This is a genomic window from Brachyspira alvinipulli ATCC 51933, from assembly GCF_000518245.1.
In the GTDB taxonomy this organism is placed as follows: domain Bacteria; phylum Spirochaetota; class Brachyspiria; order Brachyspirales; family Brachyspiraceae; genus Brachyspira; species Brachyspira alvinipulli.
Genome location: NZ_KI912406.1, coordinates 13,709 through 37,971, shown reverse-complemented (window position 1 = coordinate 37,971; position 24,263 = coordinate 13,709). Strand labels below are relative to the sequence as shown.

Here is a 24,263-nt window from a genome sequence, read left to right as displayed (position 1 = left end):
AAATTATTCTCTATTGTTGCTAATAAAAATTGCTTCATTAAATAATTAAAAAATCTCACCTTTATACTCATAATTTTTTTTATCATTCCTTAATTTAAAATAAAAAATACCATCCATAAAATAAATATATGAATGGTATTTAATTTTTATATAAAAAATAAATTATATAGCCTCAGAACCTCCTATAATATCAAGAAGCTCATTAGTAATATGTTCCTGTCTGGCTCTGTTTGCTTTATTTTTTAAATCAGCTAATAATCTCTCAGCATTATCGGTAGCATTTCTCATAGCAATGGATCTTTCGGCATTCTCAGATAAAAAAGAACTAGTAAGCATAAAATAAAAATAAGTTTTAATGGCCATAGGTACAATCTCTTTTAACACTTCTTCCCTATTTGGTTCTATAACATAATCTAATTGTTTTTTTATTTTATGTCCTTCAATATCCTCTTCATCAGGAATCATAGGAATTAAACTTTTTATTTTAGGTATATGTACAACCCTAGTATAATATCTAGTATATATAACTTCTACTCTTGATGCTTTATCAATAGCATACTGGTGCATGAAACGCTGAACAACCGTAGCACAATCATCAAAATTAGACTCTTCATCTATACGCGGATATTTACGCGCTATAGGTATTCCCTGTTTTTCAAAATATACTTCGCCTTTTTTGCCAAGTACATGAAGCTCAACCTCTCTTCCATGTCTGTGATGATGCCTTATTCTCTCCATAGCCTCATCAAAAATCTTTGTATTATAAGAACCGCATAAACCTCTGCTTGAAGTTACAACAAAAAGTATTATATTCTTTATTTTCTTTTTTGGAGAAAGCAAAGGATGAAGATGATCCATATCTGAATGAGAAAGATCTTCTACTATTCTGTTTAATTTCTGAGTAAAAGGACGCATACCTTGTTCCACTGTTAATATCTTTGCCGTTCTGGAACGTGCTATCATATCCATTGTTTTAGTTATTTTATGCGTACTTGTTACAGCTTTTATTCTTGCCTTCAATACATTAAGTTTCTCTGCCATAATAAAACTCCAAATTAACACTGCTTCATAATAAAAACATAATTTAGATAATAAAAATTCTTACAAATGCTGAACACTCATAATTTTTATATTTAACATAATAATACCAATAAAAATTATTACTCTAAATTCTATTTAAAACTTAGCTTTAAATTCTTCTATAACAGCATAAAGTTCATCAGGATTTTCTATATCTTTTGAATCTTTAATTTTATCAAGTATATTCTGCTTATCAGCTCTCATATACTGCAATAATCTCCATTCAAACTCATGAACTCTTTCAACTTCAATATTATCTAAGAAACCTTTAGTAGCAGCAAATATAACAACTACCTGCTCTTCAAAAGGCAAAGGAGTGCATTGCTTCTGCTTAAGTAATTCAACCATTTTAGCACCTCTGTCTAATTGTGCCAAAGTAGCCTTATCAAGTCCTATACCAAGCTGTGAGAATGCCTCTAAAGATCTGTAAGAAGCAAGGTCAAGTCTTAAAGTACCGGCAACCTTTTTCATAGCCTTAGTCTGAGCATTACCTCCTACACGCGAAACGGATATACCAACATCAATAGCAGGACGAACACCGCTCATAAATAAACTTGCAAGCAAATATATCTGTCCATCTGTTATAGAAATAACGTTAGTAGGAATATAAGCAGAAACCTCATTATCCTGAGTCTCTATTATAGGAAGTGCAGTTAAAGAACCTCCGCCTAATTCATCGCTAAGTTTAGCAGCTCTTTCAAGAAGTCTTGAATGCAAATAGAATACATCGCCAGGAAATGCTTCTCTTCCAGGAGGTCTTCTTAAAAGTAATGAAATCTGTCTGTAAGCATTAGCCTGTTTAGTTAAATCATCATATATTATTAATGTATCTTTTTTCTTTTCATACATGAAATATTCTGCCATAGCACAGCCTGCATAAGGAGCTATATAAAGAAGCGGAGCAGAATCAGCAGCAGTTGCAGCAACTACTATAGTATAATCTAATGCCCCATTCTGTCTTAATGTTTCAACAACACCAGCAACAGTAGAAGCCTTTTGACCTATAGCTACATACACACATATAACATCTTTACCTTTTTGATTTATTATGGCATCAAGAGCAATACTAGTTTTTCCTGTTCCTCTGTCTCCAATTATAAGCTGTCTTTGACCTCTTCCTATAGGAGTCATGGAATCTATTGCTTTAATACCTGTTTGAAGAGGCTGTTTTACCGCCTGTCTGTCAGCAATACCAGGTGCCGGAAACTCAATAACTCTTCTTTTATCTGTTGTTATATCTCCATGTCCGTCTATAGTCACACCTAAAGGATTAACAACTCTTCCTAAAAGTGCTTCTCCTACTGGAACTTCTAATATTCTTTTAAGTCTGGAAACCTTACTTCCCTCTTTAATACCAAAATAATCACCTAAAACTATGGCGCCTACAGTCTCTTCTTCCAAGTTAAAAGCAATACCAACGGAACCGCATTCAAAAAGAATCATCTCATTAGCCATAACATGAGGAAGTCCTATAACCCTAGCTATACCGTCTCCAACTTCAACAACTACTCCAATTTCATTAGGAGTAAAATCAGCTTTATAATTCTTAATCTCTTCTTTAAGAACAGCTGCTATTTCACTAGCTTTTATATTCATAAATCTATTCCCCAAATATAAAAAATATCATTAACCATTATCCGAGATAGAAAGCCCTAATTCTGTAAGTAAATTCCTTATACTATAATCATAAACTATATCTTCCATCTCTACAATAACTCCGCCTATTATAGATTCATCCACATGAAAAGTAAAATGAACATCTTTTCCTTTTACCATGCTTCTTATATGCTTTTTTAAAACTTCTACTTCCGGAGTATCTTCTATAACAGATGAAGTTGTAATTTTTGCTACTACTATATTATAGTATTCATTACATAAATTCTCATATTCTACTATTATAGCAAATAATATATCTATCAAACCTCTCTCTGTTAAAATAGCAATGAGATTAAAAGTTTCTTCAGATATATTATTTTCATAAACCTTTTTAAGCATACTCATTCTTAAATGCACATCGATAAAATTTGACCTAAAAAAATCAAATATATCTTTATCAACAAGCAAAGATGAGTAAACAATATTTAAATCTTTTTTAATGTCTTCTATCTTTCCAAGCTCAGTAGCTGCATCAAACATAGCTTTTGCATAATTTTTAGCACTAGCTTCATTTTTAACAATTCTGGTGAATCTGCTGGCTTTTTCTCTGGTAATCTCTTTAAGAACCTCTTTTTTAAGATTGCTTAAAATATTATCAGTGATAGAATCCATTTTTATACTCCTATAATGCTTTTATTATCCGCCATGAGCAAATTTGCTTTGCAGCATATTTATTTGATTCTTTACGCTATAATCATAAACTGTAGTACCAATATGAACTATTATACCTCCTACAATACTTTCATCTATCTCTTTTTCATAAACTATTTTTTTATTAGAAAAACATTTAACAGTTTTGACAATGTTATCCATAGTTGCCTCATCAAGATTATAAGCAGTTATAATACGAACTCTAACTGTATCATTATAATCATCCATCATATCTTTATACAAAGCTGTAATCTCAGGCAAAACACAAATACTGTCATGTTCAGTCAATATAGCTACAAAAGCATAAGTCTCTTTAGAAAGTAAAGGTTTAAGTTTCTTTTCTATTAGCTCCAATTTATCTTTTTTAGAAATTAATTTATCAAAAAAATATTTCTTTATATCATCATCATTAAATAACTTAGAACATTCGAAAAGTTCATTATATATTTCTTTTATAAGCCCTAACTGTTTAGCCAAATCAAATATAGCTGCTGCAGTGGGTCTTAATATTTCTAATTTATTACTTTCTTTCATAATTCCAATTAATTTTTCCCAAAAATATTTATTTTACATTATCTTCTTTATTAGCTTTATTGATAAATTCATTAATTAATGCCTGATTATCTTCTCTATTAATATTTCTTTTTAAGATAGTTTCAGCCATAACAATAGCAATATCAACAGCCTGTTTTCTTACACTGCTTACAGCCTCTTCTTTAGATCTGTCTATTTCAGAAAGTATTTTATTTTTATTGGCCTCAGCTTCTTCTCTAGCATTATTGATAATTTTATCCCTAACTCTGTTGGCTTCAATTCTAGCATTTTCTATAATAGAACTTGCCTCTGCTTTTGCATTATCAATTTGTTCCCTATACGCAGCCAAAGATTTTTTAGCATTTTCTCTAGTCTTTTCAGCTTCTTCCAAATCCTCTTGAATCTTGTCAGCACGTGCATTTAATCCCTTTAGTATTATTTTCCATGTAGAAGCACCTAATACAGCAAGAACTAGTAAAAATGTAATCCAAGTCCATATTATAATACCAGGATCTATTTTTAAAAGTGCCATACAAATCAATCCCCCAAATTATTATTACTTAGTAAATAATGCAAGTATACAGATAACTAAAGCAAATAAACCAACACCCTCTATTAATGCTGCTGCTATAAGCATAACTGTTTGTATTTTTCCAGAAACTTCAGGCTGTCTAGCAACACCTTCAACTGCTCTAGAACCAATAAATCCTATTCCTATTCCAACTCCTATAGCAGCAAGACCTGCTCCAATTGCTGCGCCTAATATAGAAAGCTCCATTTTTTTATTCTCCTTTTTATTTAATTTTTTAATTTATATAATTAATGCTCATCACTAATAGCAATACCAATATAAACCGCTGATAATAATGAGAATATATAAGCCTGCAAAACTGCCACAAACATTTCAAGTACATATATAAAACTTAAAAATAATATTGCGAAAGGCGAAACAAATAATGTACCAGACAATATTATTAAATACGGTATAACCATCATCATTATGTGACCGCCTGTAATATTAGCAAATAAACGTATAGCCAATGCAAATGCTCTATTAAATAAAGTAATGAATTCCAAAACCCATATTATAGGAATAAGTGGCACTGGAAGACCTTTAGGAACTAATTTTATCCAAAACTTTATTACACCTTTCTTTCTAATTCCAGCAAACATATATACTACAAATACTATTATAGCTATAGCCCCTGTAAAACCAATATTCGCTCCAATTCCACCCGCAATATATGCATAATGACCATCTTGAGTAGGAAGTTTTATAAGTGCCGGAATTAAACCTAATATATTAGAAAATAACACAAATAGGAATATAGTCATACAAAAAGGTACATATTTCTTTCCCTCTTCTCCTAATGTGGCTCCTATTACATCTTTATTCATATAATCTATTAGAGTTTCTAATACACTTTGCAAATATGTAGGTCTTTTGAAAGGACGTTTTAATTTATGTGCCAAATATTTCATACTGGCAATAGATAATATACCTGCCAATGTTATTAATATAACATGTTTAGTTATTTTAAAATCAAAATCAATATAATGACCCAATTTTATAGGTATAGTATAGAACGGATGGGCTGTATTATCTGTAATCTCTTCCATAATGAAATCATTAATACTTTCAGCACCATAAACAATATTATTACTAAATAAAGCAAAAAAAATCAATACAAATATAAAAAATTTTCTAATTAAAAATAATTCTTTCATAATAAAAATTGCCAACTTAATTTATGAAAACTTTAATTCAAATCATAACTATTAAAGAATTTCAAATAATTTTCTAATAATTTTATAACTATTAAATAAAAAATCAACTATTTTTATTTTTAATTAAAAGTTTTCTAATGCTTCGGTTTCACTCGTAAATATTGGAAAAAAACTAGTAATTTTTGTAAGTTCAAACACTTTTTTAACGGGATCTGTAATTTTTACAATACATATCTTACCATTAACTTTCTTAAATGAACCTAATGCAGAAATAAATACCCCTATTCCGCTGCTATCTATATAGTAAACATACTCCATATCTACAATTATTTTTTTAGCCCCAAGATCCATCTGCATAAAAATTGCATCTTTCAAGTCTGATGATGTATAAACATCTATATCACCGTCTAACTTAAGTATAACAACATTATTCTCAAGTTCTTTGACAGATATATCCATAAAAAACTCCATAAAACTAGAATTTTATTCTAATACTTTTAAAATAACATAAATAATTTTTTTTACAATAGCTAATTCCAATATTTTTTAATAGTATAAAATGTAGTATAAACAAATATATAATATCAATGTTTTATGAAAAAGTTTAAAATTTAATATATATAATATATTGACAATAAAAATAATTATAATAATATGTATTCTACCAATAAAAACGACATACATGTCATTTTTATTTTCATATTAATTTTTCAAACATGAGGTGAACATCAAAATAACACAATGCCTAAAGTAAATGAAGAATATTTTGAAAATAAGAGGAAAATAATACTAGATGCAGCTATGAGGGTATTTCAAAGGAAACCAGCATATAGTGTTACAATGAAGGATATTGTTAAGGAATCAAAACTAAGTCAAGGGGGTGTTTATAAATATTATTCAAATATAGATGAAATTGTGGTGGCACTTTTGAATACAAGCACAATAACTGTAAATCCAAAAGACTTTTTAATTGAATATAATGATGATCCTGAAAAGGCTATATTTGAATTATTTGATGCTTTTAGAAAATTTTTCTTTATAACAGCCAAAGAATTTGGAAAAATAATGTTTGAATTGCAGGCAATGTTTTTTAATAATAAAGACAGAATGAAGACTCTAAGAGATAATATAAATAAGGATCTTATACTGCATTATTGGTTTGTAGAGTTATTTAATTTTATAGATAGTAAAGTTGAAGAAAAATATTTTAATCCAATAGTTGATACACATGATATTTATATGCATATGATCGTTACTGTTTCCGGTATAGGAAATGAACTAATATTTGATAAATATTATAACTTGGATAGAAAATTATACTACTATAAAGGAGTCAAAAAAAATTTAGATGTAAATCTAGACAATTTGATAGATACTTTATATAAAACATCATTAATTTTGCTTGGAAGTAAAAATGTATATAAATATGGTTTCAAAAATTATAAAATTAACACTATTGGTAGCAGATAAGGAGAGTGAATGAGAATAAGTATAAAAATAATTGCATGTTTAATAATATTTATTAATATTTTGAATGCTCAAACTAATACATTAACTTATGCTTCTTATATGGAGGCAATAAGAGATCAAATACCTGAATTAAAAATAAATGCTGTAACAGAAACTAATGCTGAAATGAATTTATTAAGTGCTAAAAGTTCAGGAGATGTAAATTTATCAGCTCAGATTGGTGCTGCAGGAAAATACGGAAGTTTATCCAGCGGTACTTCAACTTCTACAACAGCAAGTCCTACCGTAGAAGCAACTGGTATACAGGCTGGAATAGGTATTGGTTCTTTAATACCATATACTGGTACAACATGGTCTGTAAATTTAACTCATACTTCATTCATGGGAGGAAAATTATACTATCCAGGAAGTTCTCAGGCTGTAGATTTTAATAATTATCAGCCTTCTCTAACAATAGAAGTAACTCAACCTTTATTAAGAAATTTTTTCGGTACATTAGATAAATACCCAATAAAAGATGCAGAATATGCACTTGCAATCGCAAAATTACAAAGAAAATTAGATGATGCAAGCGTTATTGTTTCATATCAGAAACTTTATTATCAATGGATAATGTATGAAAAATTACTTGCATACTATAGAAACATGTACATTACAGCAAAGCGTTTTGAAAATCAGATGAGAGACAGATATAATAATGGACTTATAGATAATGATGATTATCAAAATGCTAGAACTCAAACTATGATGTACAGCGATTACTATGCCCAAAACCAAATTTATTTAGAAACTCTTTTAACTACTATAAGTTTCTTTATGCCGGTAACTAATATAAAACCAGATCATACTACATGGGATGCATATTTAGAACTTGGAAACGGAATGGAAATGGAAGCTGTACCTTTTGCTGACAGTGTTAATGGACAAATTGCATATCAGTCAAAGATAAGAGCAGAATATACTCTTGAAGCTATGAAAAACGGTACTCTTCCTAATTTAGATTTAGTAGGAAGTGTAAGTTTAAATGGACTTAGTCCTAATAGTGATGGATATTTTCAGTCTTTTGGAAGCATGACAAATGTTGACTTTTTTGCAGGAATACAATTTTCTTATCCAATAGGAAACAGAGCAAATAAAGCACAATACCAAATGGCTGAAAACTCATTATATGGAATTATTGCTCAATATGATCAGTTGGAAAAAGACTTTAATACACAGCTGCAATCATATATTTCCGCATTCAAGGCATATAAAAATTTGATAGCAAGCAAACAGGCTCAAATAAGAGCTATCAATTCAAGAATAAGAACACAGCTTCAAAAGTTGGATCAAGGACGTTTAGAAGTTGATGACTTATTAACATCAAGGCTTGATTTGGTAAATACTCAAACTCAGCTTTTAAATCTTCAATATGAGTTTATAACAACTATATTTGATTACAGAGCTTTACTTGCTATTGATTATGAATAAGCAGTCATCATATAAGGATTTAGAGGAATATATATATTGTTTGGAGGTTAATTATTATAATTAATCTCCAAACAACAAAATCTTTTAAGTTTTTAGTGTAATACAAAAATAGAAAAATAGGAGATTTAGCAGTATATGGAAAGAATTATAGTATTTTTTGCCAAAAAAACTATGCTTGTAAATATAATAGTAATGGCTATTTTATTCGTTGGAGGATATTACTACTTTAACTTACAAAAAGAATCAATACCTTCAACTGATTTAGATAAAATGTTAATTGCTGTAACATATCCTGGAGCTACTCCTCTTGACGTAGAACAGAATGCTGTTATACCTATTGAAGAGGAATTGCAGGGAATATCAGGAATAGATGAATATGAAACAACAATCATTGAAAATGTTGCAATCATTATAGTAACATTAGATGAAACCTTGCCTGACAGACAGCCTGTTAAAGATGAAGTATTCAGACAAATGCAAAACGTACCTGATTTGTCAGAAGATGTTGAAGAGGTTACTACTTATGACTTGAACCCTAATAAAAAATCTATATATACTTTAGCTGTGCATTTTAAAGAAGGCATGTCAGGTAATGAAAGAGAATTATTTGATGTAAGCCAAATGCTTGAAAATGAACTTGTAAGACTTGAGGGTGTAGGAGAAATTAGAATAGACGGAAGAACAGATCCTGAGATAAAAGTTTATGTTGATCCTATAAAAATGCAGCAAAATTATATAGCTTTAAGCGATGTTGTTAATGCTCTAAGTGTAAGAAACGTAAGAGCTACCGGCGGAGATATGGAATCTGGCGGAAAGGAACAGACCGTTGTAACTTACGGTGAATTTGAAAATCCTTTGGATGCAAGCAATGCTGTTATACGTTCCACATTTAATGGACAAAGAGTGAGAGTAAGCGATATAGGACATGTTGAAGAAGGTTTTGAAGATAAAACAGTATACATGAGAGTAAACAGAGCATCAGGATATTCTTTATCTGTTGTAAAAAATGAAAATGCAGACATTCTTAAAACTATTAATGTAGTAAATCAATATTTAAAAGATAATGCTGATTTAATACCTGAAAATATACAGGTAACTCCTATGGGTGACGATTCAAGAACAATAAAATCACTTTTAGATATTGTAACTTCAAACCTTATACAAGGTTTTATTGTAATATTTATTACATTAATCATATTCCTAGACTTTAAAAGTGCCATGTTTACAAGTTTAGGCATGATAATTACTATGTTTGCATGTTTTATATATATGAAGGTAACAGGTATTACTTTCAATATGATGTCATTAGCTGCTATTATTACAGTACTTGGTATGATAGTAGATAACTCAATAGTAGTATCTGAAAATATATTTAACTTTAAGCAGGCGGGATATAAAGGACTTGAAGCTACAAGACTTGCTGTTTCTGATGTTGTAATGCCGATGCTAGCATCAACTCTTACAACAGTAGCAGCATTCTTCCCTATGCTTACAATAAGCGGTATAATGGGTAAAATATTAAATATATTCCCAAAAATAGTTATATTCACTCTTGTTATGAGTATGCTTCAGGCTATACTATTGCTTCCTAACCAATTGCAGGATAAAGAAGATAAATACAAATCTTATAAACCTCCTAAAAAGAAAAGCAGATTTAAAAATCCTCTTGATTTTGATAAAGATGCCTTATTCGATAAAATGAAAATACCTTTCGGAGCAGCATTAGAGAAATTAATACATATAAGATATATTGTAGTAGGAGCGTTCGTAGCATTATTGATAGCTTCAGTATTTTTAGCTCAAAACAGCTTTAAAAACTTCGTACTTATATATGATACAAGTGCTGATACTATAGTTATAAATATAGAAATGCCTACAGGTACCACTAAAGAAGTTACAACTAAAGAAATTGCAAAAATAGAAGATGTTATTGCAAAAGTTGTAAAACCTGAAGAGCTTGTTGCTTTATACTCTTTAGTTGGTAAGCAGGTTGACCAAGAGGTTGTTTCTGAAGAAAAAGGAAGTTTAGCAGGTATTATGGTTTATTTGGTTCCTGCTGCTGAGAGAAATAGAACAGCTGATGAACTAGTTGTTTTAATTAATGAAGAATTAGATAAAACAGATATAAGACAAACTGTCCCTATATTTAGTATGGATACAAAAGGAAGCGTTGACCCTGGGGATCCTGTAGATATTAGAATTGTAGGTAACAAAACTGAATTAGCTAAACAGGCAAAAGTTGAAATAAAAGATTTTTTAGCTACCATACCTGGTGTTATCAATATTGATGATGATGATAAAGTTGGTAAAGAAGAATTAAGAATCATGCTTGATTATGACAAAATAGCAGAACTTGGAGTAGATGTAGCAACTGTTGCTAATGAAGCTAGAGCAGCTTATTATGGTATAGAAGCTACATATATACAAGAGCTTGAAAATAAATTAAATTTCAGAGTTGTATTTGATGATAAATATACTTATGATATGCAGTATCTTACCAATTTACTTATTCCAAATTCAAGCAGAAGGCTTTTATATCTTCATAATTTAGCTACAATACAAACTGCTGACGGACTTGCAACTTTAAAGCACTATAATGGTGAAAGAACAATAAAAATTACAGCCGATATAGAATATGGAAAAAATACTTCTCAAAAGGTGATGAATGCTGTTAGAGAAAAATTCAAAGATTTCTCTAAACAATACAGAGGCTTAAAACTAGTATTCGGAGGTGAAGCTAAAGAAACTGTAAAAGCATTAAAACAATTGGCATTCAGTTTTGCTATGGCATTCATATTCGTATATATTGTACTATTATTACAGTTAAACAGATTCATACAGCCTATTATGATAATGATAATTATTCCATTTGGTTTGATAGGAGTATTGCTTGGATTTGCTATTCACAGAATGCCTTTATCATTCATGGGTGTTGTAGGTATTATTGGTTTGGCAGGTGTTGTAGTAAACAATGGTATCATACTTGTTGACTTGATTAACAAACTTATAGATGAAGGTGTTGAAGGCGGTAAAAAAGGTGTGGCAAAAGCTATTGTTGATGGTGCTAAACAGCGTCTTCGCCCTGTATTCTTAACTACAGTTACTACAGTTATAGGACTTTTACCTACTGTTTATGGTATAGGCGGTAGAGCAGATATTATTATTCCTATAGTTATGGCATTAGCTTATGGACTTTTATTTGCTTCATTGCTTACCCTTATATTCTTGCCTTGTATGTTTATGATTATGTTTGACTTAAGATTAATAAAAATTCCTCCTACAAAAACTTCTTCAGAGGAAATTACTACTACAGTAACCACAACAACAAATTAATCATAGCTTGTACTTAAAGGACATATTTTAATTAATAAGAAGTTAATAGAGAAAATTACAAAAATTCTATTAACTTCTTTTTTAATAATTAAAAAATCAATAATATACATTTTAATTGAATATATTACTATTTTTTATAATAACAGTTGACAATTTTACTATTTATAAATATGATTATTTTTAACATTGAAGCTGATTAAATTGAAGGAGCTATTAAAAAATTATGGCTAAAACTATTAAATGTAAATCTTGCAAAACAGTTAATGATAAATATGCTAAACAATGCCGTTCTTGCGGTACATTGCTTTATCCGGAAATATCATACAAAAATGCTACTATTGTTACTATTGTATTAGATGCTATTTTTGCATTTATATATTTATTTGGAATTTATTTATTTATAGTAAACTCAAATAATGATGAAATACCAAAATATATAGCATTACTTCCGGCACCAAATACTATTCCTTATTTTTTAATAATATTATTATTTTTAGCATTTGCTGCTGTAAAAATACTATATATATTAAATGTATTTATAATAAAAAAAGAAAGTATATTTTTTGTAAGAAGAATTAGTATGTTTGCGGAAGCTGTTATAATGTTTCCAATACAAACTATATTAGCATTATATTTTTATGAACCTGCTACAAATCAGGATAAAATGAATAAGAAAATGGAATAACAAATGGCTTTAACTATACTAAAAACTGCCAAGAGTGTATACAAGTTTGTTAATAACAATAAAAATAAAACAATAGCTTTAATACCAACTATGGGAGCATTGCATAAAGGACATGAAGAACTTATAAAAAAGGCAAAAAAAGAATGTGGTATTGTTATTGTAAGCATATTTCTTAATCCTCTTCAGTTTACTAAAGTAGAAGACATAGAAAAATACCCCCAAGATATAGATACAGATAAAAAAATATTAAATGAGCTTAATGCAGATATATTATTTTTACCTTCTGTAGAAGATATGATACCTGATGATTATGGGACTTATATAAATATAGATAGTATTTACAGTAAATCTTATGGAATATCAAGACCTTTGTATTATAAAGGTGTTGTTACAATAATGGCTAAACTTTTCAATATAGTATCTCCGACACATGTATATTTAATAGAAAATGATTATCAAAAAGTATTCATAATAAATAAAATGATCAAAGATTTGAATTATAATATAACAGTAAAAACTATACCCATAGTAAGAGATGATAATATGATTGCTTTAAGTAGTATAAATGCCTTATTAAGTGATAGAGAAAAGGAAGAAGCTGCTATTATATATGAGCTATTAAAAGAAGCTAGAGAAGAATTCAAAAAAGCAAGTACAAAATCCTCATATTTAATAGATATTATAAAAAATAATCTGCGTACACATAAAATGCTTAAATTAGAATATATTGATATAGTAGATAAAGATACTTTACTTAGTGTCGAAACAGCAACGAAAAATTCTATTATATTAATATCATGCTATTGCGGAGCTACCAGATTATTAGACAATATACATTTAAAATAAATATTTTAATTATAAAATATAAAAAAATAAATACGAATATTTTATTATAATTATAATAGTATAAAATATAATTGAATGTTTATGAATAATATTAAAAAGATATCCAAAATTATTAAAGCTATAGGACTAAAAAAATCCAAAAGTGTAATTAAATTAATAGGGTTAAAAAATATACCAAAACTAACTAAACAAAAAAACTTAATAGGCTTAATTAGTATAATAGGACTAAAAAAATCAGCTAAAATAATTAGTTTAATAGGTATAAAAAACACATTTCTGATAATTAGAACAATAAAAGAATAATATATAAAACACATTAAATTAAAAATTCCATATAAATCATAATATTATGTTAAAATAGCAATTAAAATTTGACTTTACAATGTTTTTATGTTATAATAACGCACCGTTACATTTTAAGATTTTATAAAACTACCAAATTTTTTAAACGTTAAATCAAGGTGTGTATGATGGATAAAAAGACATTAAAAACAAAAAATAGTACTTACGTTCTATCACAAAAAGATATTAAACAAAATTGGCTAATTATAGATGCCAAAGGTAAGTCATTAGGAAGAGTTGCAAGCAGAGCAGCTTATATGCTAAAAGGCAAACATAAAGTTGACTATGCATACAATTTAGACAATGGAGATTATGTTATAGTTATAAACGCTAAAGATATAGTATTAACAGGCAATAAAAAGAAAGGAAAAATTCACTATAGACATACAGGTTATCCTGGCGGTATTAAAGCTGTTAGTTATGGAGAATTATTAGAGAAAAATCCTGAAAGAATGGTAAAAATAGCTGTAAAAGGTATGCTTTCTCATAATCCATTAGGCAGACTTCATCTTAAAAAATTAAAAGTATATGCCGGAAGCGAACATCCGCATGAAGCTAATAAACCTACTGTAGTAAATATATAATTAGGAGATAAATAAAAATGGCAGCTAAACAATTAACTATTTTTACTGGTAAAAGAAAAACAGCTAATGCTAGAGTACGTATTACTTTAGGCAGCGGTAAAATTATAATAAATGGAAAAAATTATGCTGAATACTTCTGTAATAGAGCAGCACTTCTTAAAGTAGTAGAAGATGCTTTAAAAGTAACAGGTAATTTTGGTAAATATGATGTATTTGCTAATGTACATGGCGGCGGAGTTTCTGCTCAGGCTGATGCTGTTAGACATGGTATTGCTAAAGCATTAGTAGGAGAAAGTCAGGATTTCAGAACTACATTAAAAAGAAATGGTTTTCTTACTAGAGATTCACGTGTGGTTGAACGTAAGAAATACGGAAGATCTGGTGCTAGAAAACGCTTCCAGTTCTCTAAACGTTAAGCTTTTATCTTAGTTATTATGAATTTATTTAAAGGTTTATTATATGACTGCTAAGAAATTAAAAAAATTTAAAGATTTATTATTAGAAGAAAAGAAAAAGACTTTAGATGAGTTGTTAAGCGGCAATGAAATTTATGAGTCTCTAAAAGAAGATTCTCATGGAGATATGGCAGATATAGCATTTCAGGCTTATGAAAAACAAAATTTAGTAAATTTTTCTCAAAAAGAAAAAGATAAATTAGAAATGCTTAATAATGCTCTTAAAAGAATAGAAGATGGCACATATGGTAAATGTATAGATTGTAAAGAAGAAATTAGCGAAGAGAGATTAACTGCCATACCGCAAACTTTAAGATGCGTAAATTGCATGGCTAAATATGAAGATAAAAAACGTCGTGAAAAAATGTAATGTATGTTAAAGTTGTTTTTAACCTACCTATAGATAAAATACTTACATATAAAAAACCAGACGAGATTAATGATAGCTTGGTAGGATGTAGAGTTATTGCTCCAATACGCGGAAAAGGTAATAAAGGTATTGTTATAGAAGAAACTGACTCTGCTGATGGAAATTATAAAATACATCCTATTAAAGCTAGAATAGATCTTGAACCTATATGTTCTGATAAAGAATTCCAGTTAGCTAAATGGATGAGTAACTATTACCATTCATCATTCGGAGAGGCATTATTTGCCGCCCTTCCAGTAGGAACACCTGCTAAAAAAGAGAAAAAAGCCCAGCCTATTCCAGCAAAACAAAAACCATATCTAGTATTAAATGATGAACAAGAAACTGTATTAAAAAAAATAATCGAAAGTATAGAATCAAATAATCCAAAAAGTTTTTTACTTCATGGAGTAACAGGAAGTGGTAAAACCGAAGTATATTTACAGGCTATTAAAAAAGTTGTAGATATGGGAAAACAGGCTATAGTAATATTACCAGAAATATCATTAACACCTCAGACTATAAAAAGGTTTGCTGAAAGATTTGAAGGAAAAATAGCAGTACTTCATAGCAAATTATCCCCAAATGCTAAATACAGATATTGGCAGATGATAAAAAAGGATGAAATAAAAATAGTAATAGGAGCAAGAAGTGCAATATTCTCCCCTACTCCAAATTTGGGAATAATAGTTATAGATGAGGAACATGAAACTAGCTATAAAGCAGGTGATACACCTAGATATCATGCAAGACAAATAGCCTTTTATAGAAAAAAACAAGAAAATGCTACATTAGTTTTAGGGAGTGCTACTCCTTCTATAGAAAGTTTTTATTATGCCCAAACTGGTAAAATAGAGCTTTTAAGTTTAAACAAAAGAGCAGCTTCTGTAAATATGCCTGAAGTTAAAATATTGGATTTAAAGCATGAAAAAAAATCGGATATATTTCCAATGATGACGCAAAAGCTAGTTGAAGAGATAAATAATAAGCTAGAAAAGAAAGAACAAATTATACTTTTTCTAAACCGTAAAGGATATGCCCCTATTGTAAGCTGTTCACATTGCGGAAAAGTATTAGAATGTCCTAACTGTTCGGTTTCTTTAACATATCATAAGAAAAAAAATGTAGTTATGTGTCACTATTGTGGATATACTCAATTTTTAGAAGAATTATGTGATGAATGCAAAATAGGACATTTTGAACGTATAGGAAGCGGTACTGAAAAAGTAGAAGAAAATTTAAATATACTATTTCCAAATGCAGTAATAGAAAGGATGGATCAAGATACAGTAGGAGGAACAAAAAACTATGAAAAGATATTCAAAAAATTCTCTGATGGTGAAATAGATATACTTATAGGAACTCAAATGATAGCAAAGGGGCTCGATTTTCCAAATGTAACATTAGTAGGTGTTTTATTTGCTGATATGTCTCTTCATATACCAGATTTCAGAAGTGCAGAAAGAACATTTAATCTTATTACTCAAGTTGCAGGAAGAAGCGGAAGAGGAAATAAAAAAGGTATAGTATATATTCAAACATACTCTCCAAATCATTATAGTATAGAATGTGCTAAAAACCATGATTATATTTCTTTTTATAATAATGAGATAGAAAAAAGAAAATCACCTCTTAATTATCCTCCATTCTCAAGGCTTGTAAGATTGGTAATAAGAGGTACAAATGAAAAAAATGTGGAAAATGATGCTAATATTATAGCGGATATGTTAAGAGTGTCCATTTATGAACACTCTGATAAAATTATAATATTAGGAGCTGTTCCATGTACAATAAGTAAATTAAACAAATACTACAGATGGAACATACTCATAAAAACTCCATCACATGCTCTATTAAGAGGCTTTTTCAACAAGTTAAGTGATAACTTTATAGCTCAAAATGGTAATTACATAGAAATAGATATAGATCCTGTAAGCATGCTATAAGTTTATACATCTACATAAAACCTAATAGCATTCTTTATCCTAGCTTTAAGTTCATTCTGTCCAACAGGCTTTTTTACATAATCACAAGCTCCTTTTTCAAGCCCATTAACAACATCATCTTCATTGTATTTTTTGGTTATAATTATAATAAGTGCAGTCCTTAGAGAAATTTCTTTTTTTATTTCATCTAATAAATAAAAATAGTCCTTGTCTTCTGACAAATTAATATCCATTAGGATTATATCAGGAGCATTTTTTTTTAATTCCTTAAGAGGGCTTAATAAATTAGATACACATACAACATCATAATCAGTACTAAGCCAATCAACATAATTTTTCCTAGTTATTTCCATGGGTTCAATAATAGCAAGCTTGTATTTAGAACGTTTCCTTTTTAACTTTATTCTCTTCTCCTTCTTATTAAAGGCTAAAAAGGCTTTTAAATCGGCATAACGTATTTTATATCTCTTGCCCGGAGTAACATCCGCTTTTAACCCGTAATGTCTGACCCAATAATTAACTGTTGTTCTAGAGACACCTATTATCTTCGCGGCATCTATAGGCGACAACAAATCGTCATCATCATATATTAGTTGCTCACTATTATTCATAATACTCCTCAAAATAAAATTTTTGATAAAAAAAAATTAACTTATCCCCATTATAGATAAAGATTAATACATAATCATAATTTTGTCAAATAAAAATATTAAAGAATATTTTATATTAATACAACAAAATTTACTTATGTTTCTATAAGAACTACATTTTTTACAAAAAAAATATTTTTTTTTCTTTAATGTATGAAATGTAAATAATATTTTTTAGATACTAGCAGTTAAACATAAAAATTATAATGTTTGATTTTAATAAATAAAATATAGCTATATCTAACAATTTTTAGTGATATACTATTCTATTTTTATAAAAAATATTATATATAAAATAATATATTTGTTGTTTTTTATTAATTTTTGAATATAATATATATTGTAATTATATAATAATATAAAAAAGGAAATAATAAAATGAATATAGCTGTACTTATAATGGCTGGCGGAATAGGTGAAAGACTATGGCCTTTAAGTAGAGAAAACAAACCAAAACAATTTTTAAATATAATAGAAAATAAATCATTAATAGAGCAGACCATAGACAGAGCTTTAAAAATAACAGATGAAGAACATATATTTATAATCACTGGAAAAAGATACTCAGAATCATTTGATAAATATATACCTAACTTTAAAAAAGAAAATATAATATATGAACCTATGGGAAGAGACACAACTGCTGCAATTACTTTAGGTATATTAACTATAAAAGAAAAATTAGGGGATGCTATTGCTGTAATACTGCCTGCAGACCCTATAATTAAAAATGAAGATATGTTTATAAAAAATATCGAAGATGCAATAAGTATAACGAAAGAAACAAAAAATATTGTGATAGTAGGGATTACCCCTAATAGAGCTGAAACTGGCTACGGATACATAAAACTAAAAGATAATATAAAAGATGACAAGTACAACGTAGAAAGATTTTTAGAAAAACCAAATTTAGAAAAAGCAATACAATTTTTAGAAGATGGAAATTATCTATGGAATAGCGGAATGTTTATTTGGGATATTGATAATATTATAAGCAGTATCAAAAAGTTTATGCCTGATACATATAATAAGGTATTAAAAACATTTGAAGCATTAAAAGATAACAAAGATTATAATGAAATTATAGAATTATTCAAAAATATAGACAAAATATCCTTTGACTCATCTGTAATGGAAAAACTGGATAATATTATATGTATAAAATCGCATTTTTTCTGGGATGATTTAGGAGCTTTCTCTGCACTTGGAAGAATACATGACAAAGACAGCAATAACAATGTAATTGTTGGAAATGTATATGCTAAAGAGGCAAATAATAATATCATAATAAATGATGAAAGCAATACATTTGTAGCAATAGACGGAGTAGATAACCTAACTATCGTACATTCTAATGGTGTATTTTTAATTTATCCTAATAATGAAGATTCAAAAATTAAGGAAATATTAAAGGATATAAGAGAAAAAGATGAACTAAAAGATAAAAGAGATTTACTATAAATAATATTTTATTTTTTATTTTTTAAAATAGAATCTTTGTATATTTTATCTTTGGCTTCTTTTATTTTCTCAAGATTTAATTTTTTCTTTTCTTCTTCTTTCTTTTCTTTTTGATTATCTTCTATCAATATTCCATTCATAACAACATTTTTTAACTCTATATTTTTGTTATCTGCTATTTCAAATGGTATAGTTTTACCTTTTATTTGAACATTCTCAAATTTTAATGATTTATAGAACATTATATTTCTAAAATCAGCATCACCTTCTATAATTATATTTTCAAAACTAGCATCTCCATGAAGACTGGAATTAAGAAGGCTAAAATTATTCTTAAAATGTATATGATTAAATGAAAGTTTATCATGTATATCAGAATTTGCCATACTATAATTACAATCTACTGTTATATTATCTACATCTATAGAAAAGAAATCAGATAATGAAAAATTAAAATCAATATTTATATTAGAATTTTTTAAAATAAGTTCTTTATGAACATTAGACATAGTTATAAATATACCAGAATCAAAATTAGAATCTGTAAAATCTAAAGAAGCCTTTAAATCAAAGTTTCTCATTTGAAAAGGACCAAAGAAAGAACAATTTTTAAATATCAAATTTATATCTTTATCAACTTTTAACCCTTCAAAATTAAATCCCTCATAGCTAATCATATAAGAGAAATTATAAAATCCTCTGTAAAAATCATCTCTTATAATACGTCTGAAAAGCCCGTCCGGTTTATCATTACTATTATGATGTATAATGCATAAACCATCTTTATATTCTTCTCTGTCACAGTTTTCTGTATTAGATATTTTCTGTTTACAAATAGCCATAATAATCAATCTTTAAAACATGAAGCTTAAACCAAAATCATGTGATATATTATCTTTGCTAAAATTATCAAAAACAATAGCATAATCAAGTCTAAATAAATCCAAATAAAGTGATAAACCTAAAGAAGCACCTTTATTTCCAACTCCAACTCTAGCTAAAATACCGCTAGGAAGTTTTGCTGATAATCTTTTCTGAATAGCACTAGGAGCATCCAATATATTTTCAGGCAAATCATCATACCATGCAGAATTCTTATTCTTGAATAATCCTAATTTATTAAAATCAACAATCATAGCTTCAAGCCCTACAGATATTTCATGGCTCACAGAAGGAACAGATATAGCATACTGTACAGATACATTAAATTTTGAATCGCTTTTACTATAGGCTAAAGAAGCCACTATATCTGTATCTATTTTGCCGAATACATTATCATAAAATCCGAAATTTCTAACACCAACACCTAATTTAAAATTAGGAGTAAAAAGAGACTGCATATATGATAAATCTAAAAACATTCCAAAATTATTATCTTTTCCGCTATTATTTATAACACTCTTAATATTTCCACCAATAAAAGAACTGTCGCTAATAGCATAAGCTGCTCCAATATTTATCAAATACAAACCATTATATATATCATTTTTTTTAATTCCTAAATTATCATAAGAATATATTTTATTTACCTCTCCTGCAAAACCAACTCCTACAGCATAAGAAGCACCTATATGGGCATAAGAAGCATTGAATATATACTCATTCTGTAAATTAGGAGTTAAAGTATAATTTAAATTTATACTATCTCTCAAAACTCCCATCAAAGAAGCAGAATTTAAAAATAAAGCAGATGAATCATTTCCTATTAAGAAAGATGCCCCCATCATACCTCTTGATCTTGTACTGCTTGTGTTTAAAACAGATAATGAATGTTTTGAAGAAACAGCTGCATAAGAAACAGCTGCATAAGAAACAGCTGCATATATAAATATTATAGCTATTATTATTTTTTTTATCATACAATTTTTTTATTTATTTAAATATTTTTTAGATTATATCATAAAAAAGATTAAATAGATATACTATATTAAATTTAATTTATAAATATTTTCATTAAAAACAGACCTTAATCTATTAAAATCATCTTCTATTTTTTCATCATTATTTTTATACAAAGCAAAAAGAGAAGACCCAGAACCGCTCATAGATACTTTTCGCTTGATTATATTTTCCATTTCAATTTTTATTTCTTCTATTTTTTTCTCTATATTAAAAACATTTTTCTCAAATATATTATATGTATTGGAAACTATACTTTCAAAATCATAATCTTTATTATCAAGCATATTTTTTATAGCAAAAATATCTGATTTGCTGAAATCATATTTATTGAATTTTGAGTATGCCAGCTTTGTAGAAACATGAATATTAGGATACAACAATATTATATTATAAGGTAAAGTAAAATCATAATTTTTTATTTTCTCCCCTATTCCAGAAACCCAAGCACATCCTCCTCTTATAAAAAAAGGAATATCGGCACCGAATTTAGAAAAAGATTCTATTAAACTATTATTTATTTCTATATCTAATTCGCTTAAAAAAAATTTTATAATACTTGCTGCATCAGATGAACCGCCTCCAAGTCCAGCTCCGGTAGGAATATTTTTTTCTATATGTATAGAATAATTATCATTAAGTCCAATATTGTTTTTGAAATAATTAAATATTTTTGTTACAATATTCTCTTCTGTTTCATCCTTCAATGCAAATTGTCCGCTTGTTGTTATATTATATTCGTTTGACTTTTCAATATTTATAATATCATATAAATTAACTGTGTGAAAAAGTGATTCTATTAAATGGTATCCGTCATCTCTTTTAGAAGTTATATCAAGAGAAAGATTAATTTTACAAGGAGATTTTATTGTAGGCATAAGTTTTCCTTAAAGTAAATATTTATATTAAATAATACTACACTTTAAAAAAATTAATGCAATAGAAACATTTTTAATAATAACAAAATATTATTGTAAAGGTAATTTATCTATAGATTCAATCTTCCATTTACTTGTTGATTTATTAACTAATCTAATATAATAATAAGTAGGAGAAAACTCTGTATTCCTAATTATATAATATCCTCTATGAGGATTTGTATTATCTCCTATAGTATAATTTATAGTAACAGAATATTCTGCATTTGAAGATGATATAAGATTTTTTATAGAATCTTTATTATTTATCAATATATCCTTAATAGAATCTATATTTTCAATATCAGAATTATCTTTTATCCAATCAATATTATCATCAAGCAATTGAAGCTTCATATCATCATAAAATCCAAATAATGATTTTTTTCTTAAAGTATCAGCATCTTCCAAACATGATACTAAAAACATTAATATAATAATAAATGCCGCAAATAATCTTTTCATTTAAAAATTCCTCTAAAAAATTAAATATTCAAAAAATTAATAGTAATGAGATTCCACTTATTATTTAAATAAATGGCAACTAACTCTATAGAATTCTCAGATATCTTATTAAAAGATGGATACTCAATTTGAGCCACAATGATACCCTTATACTTCCTATAAGTTACATTAACATCATAATATCCACCGTCTTTAGGCAAATAATTACAAAGAGAATCATCATTATCAGAAAAAATTCTTTGATATAAAGCCCCTCTATTTTTTATAGATTCTATAATATTACCAGGAGTAAGTTCATATATTAAATTCATTTCATTTAAATTATTAGCAATATTTTCATCCAAACTAAGAATAAAATTTGAAGTAAACTCCAAAGTATCTTTATTAGCAATTAATTTGGAAATATATGCTTCATATTCATAAGCACTATATTCTCCATCAGTCTTATATTCTTTCTCACAAGAAATAAAAAATAATATCATCATTAAAAAAAGTATTTTTTTCATATATTTTTAGACCTCACATATTGTACTAAAAATTCAGCTATATCATAAAGAGAAAGCACTAAATGAACCGCTTGATTCTCTATAACACTTCTAGGCATACCATAAACCGTGCATGTTTCTTTACTCTGCGCTATAGACAAATTTTTATTATTATATAATTTTATCATTCCTTGAGTTCCATCATTGCCCATTCCTGTCATAACTATGGCTATAGATTTATTAACTAAAGTATCATTAATAGTGTCAAATAAATAATCTACAGATGGTGTATAAATAAATTTATTTTCATAATCAGTATACAATCTTATTTTAATTTTTCCAGATGAATCAGAATATATACCCATATTTTTATCACCTGGTGATATATAAACTATAGAAGGCTGTATCTCTTCATCAGAAACAGCTTCCTTTATTTCTATTTTAGATATATCCTTCAAACTAGATATAAGAGATGATGAAAAATCTTTAGGTATATGTTGGGATATAAGTATTGGAATAGGAAAATCTTTAGGCAAACTAGGCAGCATTATCCTAAGAGCTCTAGGACCTCCTGTTGATATGCCTATAGCTACCAATTTAGGAGGTTCAAATCCTAATTTTGATACTTTAGATATGGCTGTTGCTACGCCTTTTTGATCAAAAGGCAGTATTCTAACATTGTCATCAAATTTTGCAATATTCGGATCTTTAGAAGCATATATAATTTCTTTTGAATTATTTGAAGGTATTTCAATATTAGAATTTACTTCAAAATCAAATTCTAAATTAGTTAATTTACTTTTACTTATCTCAATAATCCTATTTAATACAGATTCTTTAAAAAAATCATCTGATATATTTTTAGGCTTATAAATTATATCTAAAGCCCCCAAATCTAAAGCTCTAGATGACAAATCATTATTCTTACTAAAAGAAGTCATCACTAAAATATTTATTGATATATTTTCTTTTTTTAATAATTTTAAAAGTTCTATTCCACCCATTAAAGGCAAATCTATTTCCATAACAAGAAAATCAGGCTTAGTGGAAATTATATTTCTATACGCATCTATACCATTATTAACTGTACCAACAACATCTATTCTATAATGACTTGATAAAATATTATTAAGCATTTCTGCAGTTACTTTAGAATCTTCAGCTATAAGTACCTTAATGGAACTCAACATAAACACC

General features: G+C 27.8%; 25 protein-coding genes. 10 read left to right on the top strand and 15 right to left on the bottom strand.

What is annotated here, in order from left to right; genetic code table 11:
- Positions 1 to 162: 162 nt before the first annotated feature.
- From atpG to T324_RS0113305, 8 genes are all read right to left on the bottom strand, one after another.
- On the bottom strand, positions 163 to 1,041 hold the full coding sequence (gene atpG, locus T324_RS0113340; protein WP_028330717.1) for an ATP synthase F1 subunit gamma: 879 nt from the start codon (positions 1,039 to 1,041) through the stop codon (positions 163 to 165).
- A gap of 135 nt (positions 1,042 to 1,176) precedes the next feature.
- Positions 1,177 to 2,676: a F0F1 ATP synthase subunit alpha gene (atpA, locus tag T324_RS0113335; RefSeq protein WP_028330716.1), complete on the bottom strand. Its 1,500-nt coding sequence runs from the start codon at positions 2,674 to 2,676 to the stop codon at positions 1,177 to 1,179.
- A 30-nt stretch (positions 2,677 to 2,706) separates the two neighbouring features.
- Positions 2,707 to 3,348, bottom strand: a complete 642-nt coding sequence (atpH, locus tag T324_RS0113330; RefSeq protein WP_028330715.1) for an ATP synthase F1 subunit delta — start codon at positions 3,346 to 3,348, stop codon at positions 2,707 to 2,709.
- A gap of 24 nt (positions 3,349 to 3,372) precedes the next feature.
- Entirely contained in the window at positions 3,373 to 3,921 is a 549-nt protein-coding gene (atpH, locus tag T324_RS0113325) for an ATP synthase F1 subunit delta (protein WP_028330714.1), read from the bottom strand.
- A 28-nt stretch (positions 3,922 to 3,949) separates the two neighbouring features.
- Positions 3,950 to 4,453, bottom strand: a complete 504-nt coding sequence (gene atpF, locus T324_RS0113320) for a F0F1 ATP synthase subunit B (protein ID WP_028330713.1) — start codon at positions 4,451 to 4,453, stop codon at positions 3,950 to 3,952.
- Between the two features lie 24 nt (positions 4,454 to 4,477).
- Positions 4,478 to 4,699, bottom strand: a complete 222-nt coding sequence (gene atpE / locus T324_RS0113315) for an ATP synthase F0 subunit C (protein WP_028330712.1) — start codon at positions 4,697 to 4,699, stop codon at positions 4,478 to 4,480.
- Positions 4,700 to 4,740: 41 nt separating this feature from the next.
- Positions 4,741 to 5,649 (bottom strand): F0F1 ATP synthase subunit A, encoded by a 909-nt coding sequence (gene atpB, locus T324_RS0113310; protein ID WP_245580723.1) that lies wholly within the window; start codon positions 5,647 to 5,649, stop codon positions 4,741 to 4,743.
- Between the two features lie 123 nt (positions 5,650 to 5,772).
- A complete protein-coding gene (locus T324_RS0113305) occupies positions 5,773 to 6,108 on the bottom strand; it encodes an STAS domain-containing protein (RefSeq protein WP_028330710.1) in 336 nt (111 codons plus the stop codon).
- A gap of 282 nt (positions 6,109 to 6,390) precedes the next feature.
- Here T324_RS0113305 and T324_RS0113300 point away from each other — a divergent pair, with 282 nt between their 5' ends.
- From T324_RS0113300 to priA, 9 genes are all read left to right on the top strand, one after another.
- Positions 6,391 to 7,119 (top strand): TetR/AcrR family transcriptional regulator, encoded by a 729-nt coding sequence (locus T324_RS0113300; protein WP_028330709.1) that lies wholly within the window; start codon positions 6,391 to 6,393, stop codon positions 7,117 to 7,119.
- A 9-nt stretch (positions 7,120 to 7,128) separates the two neighbouring features.
- Positions 7,129 to 8,589 carry a TolC family protein gene (locus tag T324_RS0113295; RefSeq protein WP_028330708.1) on the top strand — a complete coding sequence of 487 codons (1,461 nt, stop codon included), beginning with the start codon at positions 7,129 to 7,131 and terminating at the stop codon, positions 8,587 to 8,589.
- 135 nt (positions 8,590 to 8,724) lie between these two features.
- Positions 8,725 to 11,922, top strand: a complete 3,198-nt coding sequence (locus T324_RS0113290; protein ID WP_028330707.1) for an efflux RND transporter permease subunit — start codon at positions 8,725 to 8,727, stop codon at positions 11,920 to 11,922.
- A 223-nt stretch (positions 11,923 to 12,145) separates the two neighbouring features.
- Positions 12,146 to 12,607 (top strand): hypothetical protein, encoded by a 462-nt coding sequence (locus T324_RS0113285; protein ID WP_028330706.1) that lies wholly within the window; start codon positions 12,146 to 12,148, stop codon positions 12,605 to 12,607.
- Positions 12,608 to 12,610: 3 nt separating this feature from the next.
- A complete protein-coding gene (panC, locus tag T324_RS0113280; RefSeq protein ID WP_028330705.1) occupies positions 12,611 to 13,453 on the top strand; it encodes a pantoate--beta-alanine ligase in 843 nt (280 codons plus the stop codon).
- A 470-nt stretch (positions 13,454 to 13,923) separates the two neighbouring features.
- Positions 13,924 to 14,379: a 50S ribosomal protein L13 gene (gene rplM / locus T324_RS0113270; protein ID WP_028330703.1), complete on the top strand. Its 456-nt coding sequence runs from the start codon at positions 13,924 to 13,926 to the stop codon at positions 14,377 to 14,379.
- Positions 14,380 to 14,396: 17 nt separating this feature from the next.
- On the top strand, positions 14,397 to 14,795 hold the full coding sequence (rpsI, locus tag T324_RS0113265) for a 30S ribosomal protein S9 (RefSeq protein ID WP_028330702.1): 399 nt from the start codon (positions 14,397 to 14,399) through the stop codon (positions 14,793 to 14,795).
- 43 nt (positions 14,796 to 14,838) lie between these two features.
- Positions 14,839 to 15,204, top strand: a complete 366-nt coding sequence (locus T324_RS0113260) for a TraR/DksA family transcriptional regulator (protein ID WP_028330701.1) — start codon at positions 14,839 to 14,841, stop codon at positions 15,202 to 15,204.
- Positions 15,204 to 17,189 (top strand): replication restart helicase PriA, encoded by a 1,986-nt coding sequence (gene priA, locus T324_RS0113255; protein ID WP_028330700.1) that lies wholly within the window; start codon positions 15,204 to 15,206, stop codon positions 17,187 to 17,189. Before T324_RS0113260 ends, priA begins: the two co-directional genes overlap by 1 nt.
- 2 nt (positions 17,190 to 17,191) lie before the next feature.
- Here priA and T324_RS0113250 read toward each other — a convergent pair whose 3' ends face one another.
- Entirely contained in the window at positions 17,192 to 17,800 is a 609-nt protein-coding gene (locus T324_RS0113250) for a response regulator (RefSeq protein WP_028330699.1), read from the bottom strand.
- Between the two features lie 417 nt (positions 17,801 to 18,217).
- Here T324_RS0113250 and T324_RS0113245 point away from each other — a divergent pair, with 417 nt between their 5' ends.
- Entirely contained in the window at positions 18,218 to 19,300 is a 1,083-nt protein-coding gene (locus T324_RS0113245; protein WP_028330698.1) for a mannose-1-phosphate guanylyltransferase, read from the top strand.
- Positions 19,301 to 19,308: 8 nt separating this feature from the next.
- On the opposite strand, the gene T324_RS0113240 is transcribed toward T324_RS0113245, so the two are convergent.
- From T324_RS0113240 to T324_RS0113215, 6 genes are all read right to left on the bottom strand, one after another.
- Positions 19,309 to 20,142, bottom strand: a complete 834-nt coding sequence (locus tag T324_RS0113240; protein WP_028330697.1) for a hypothetical protein — start codon at positions 20,140 to 20,142, stop codon at positions 19,309 to 19,311.
- A 12-nt stretch (positions 20,143 to 20,154) separates the two neighbouring features.
- Complete coding sequence (locus T324_RS0113235; RefSeq protein ID WP_028330696.1) at positions 20,155 to 21,159, bottom strand: hypothetical protein; 1,005 nt, start codon at positions 21,157 to 21,159, stop codon at positions 20,155 to 20,157.
- Positions 21,160 to 21,222: 63 nt separating this feature from the next.
- Positions 21,223 to 22,077: a 4-(cytidine 5'-diphospho)-2-C-methyl-D-erythritol kinase gene (gene ispE / locus T324_RS0113230; protein ID WP_028330695.1), complete on the bottom strand. Its 855-nt coding sequence runs from the start codon at positions 22,075 to 22,077 to the stop codon at positions 21,223 to 21,225.
- A 90-nt stretch (positions 22,078 to 22,167) separates the two neighbouring features.
- Positions 22,168 to 22,581, bottom strand: coding sequence for a hypothetical protein (locus T324_RS0113225; protein WP_028330694.1), 414 nt, complete (start codon positions 22,579 to 22,581; stop codon positions 22,168 to 22,170).
- A gap of 20 nt (positions 22,582 to 22,601) precedes the next feature.
- Complete coding sequence (locus T324_RS0113220; protein WP_028330693.1) at positions 22,602 to 23,087, bottom strand: hypothetical protein; 486 nt, start codon at positions 23,085 to 23,087, stop codon at positions 22,602 to 22,604.
- The gene (locus T324_RS0113215; protein WP_028330692.1) at positions 23,084 to 24,256 is read right to left on the bottom strand and encodes a chemotaxis protein CheB; all 1,173 of its coding nucleotides are present in this window, start codon (positions 24,254 to 24,256) and stop codon (positions 23,084 to 23,086) included. Before T324_RS0113215 ends, T324_RS0113220 begins: the two co-directional genes overlap by 4 nt.
- Positions 24,257 to 24,263 lie beyond the last annotated feature (7 nt).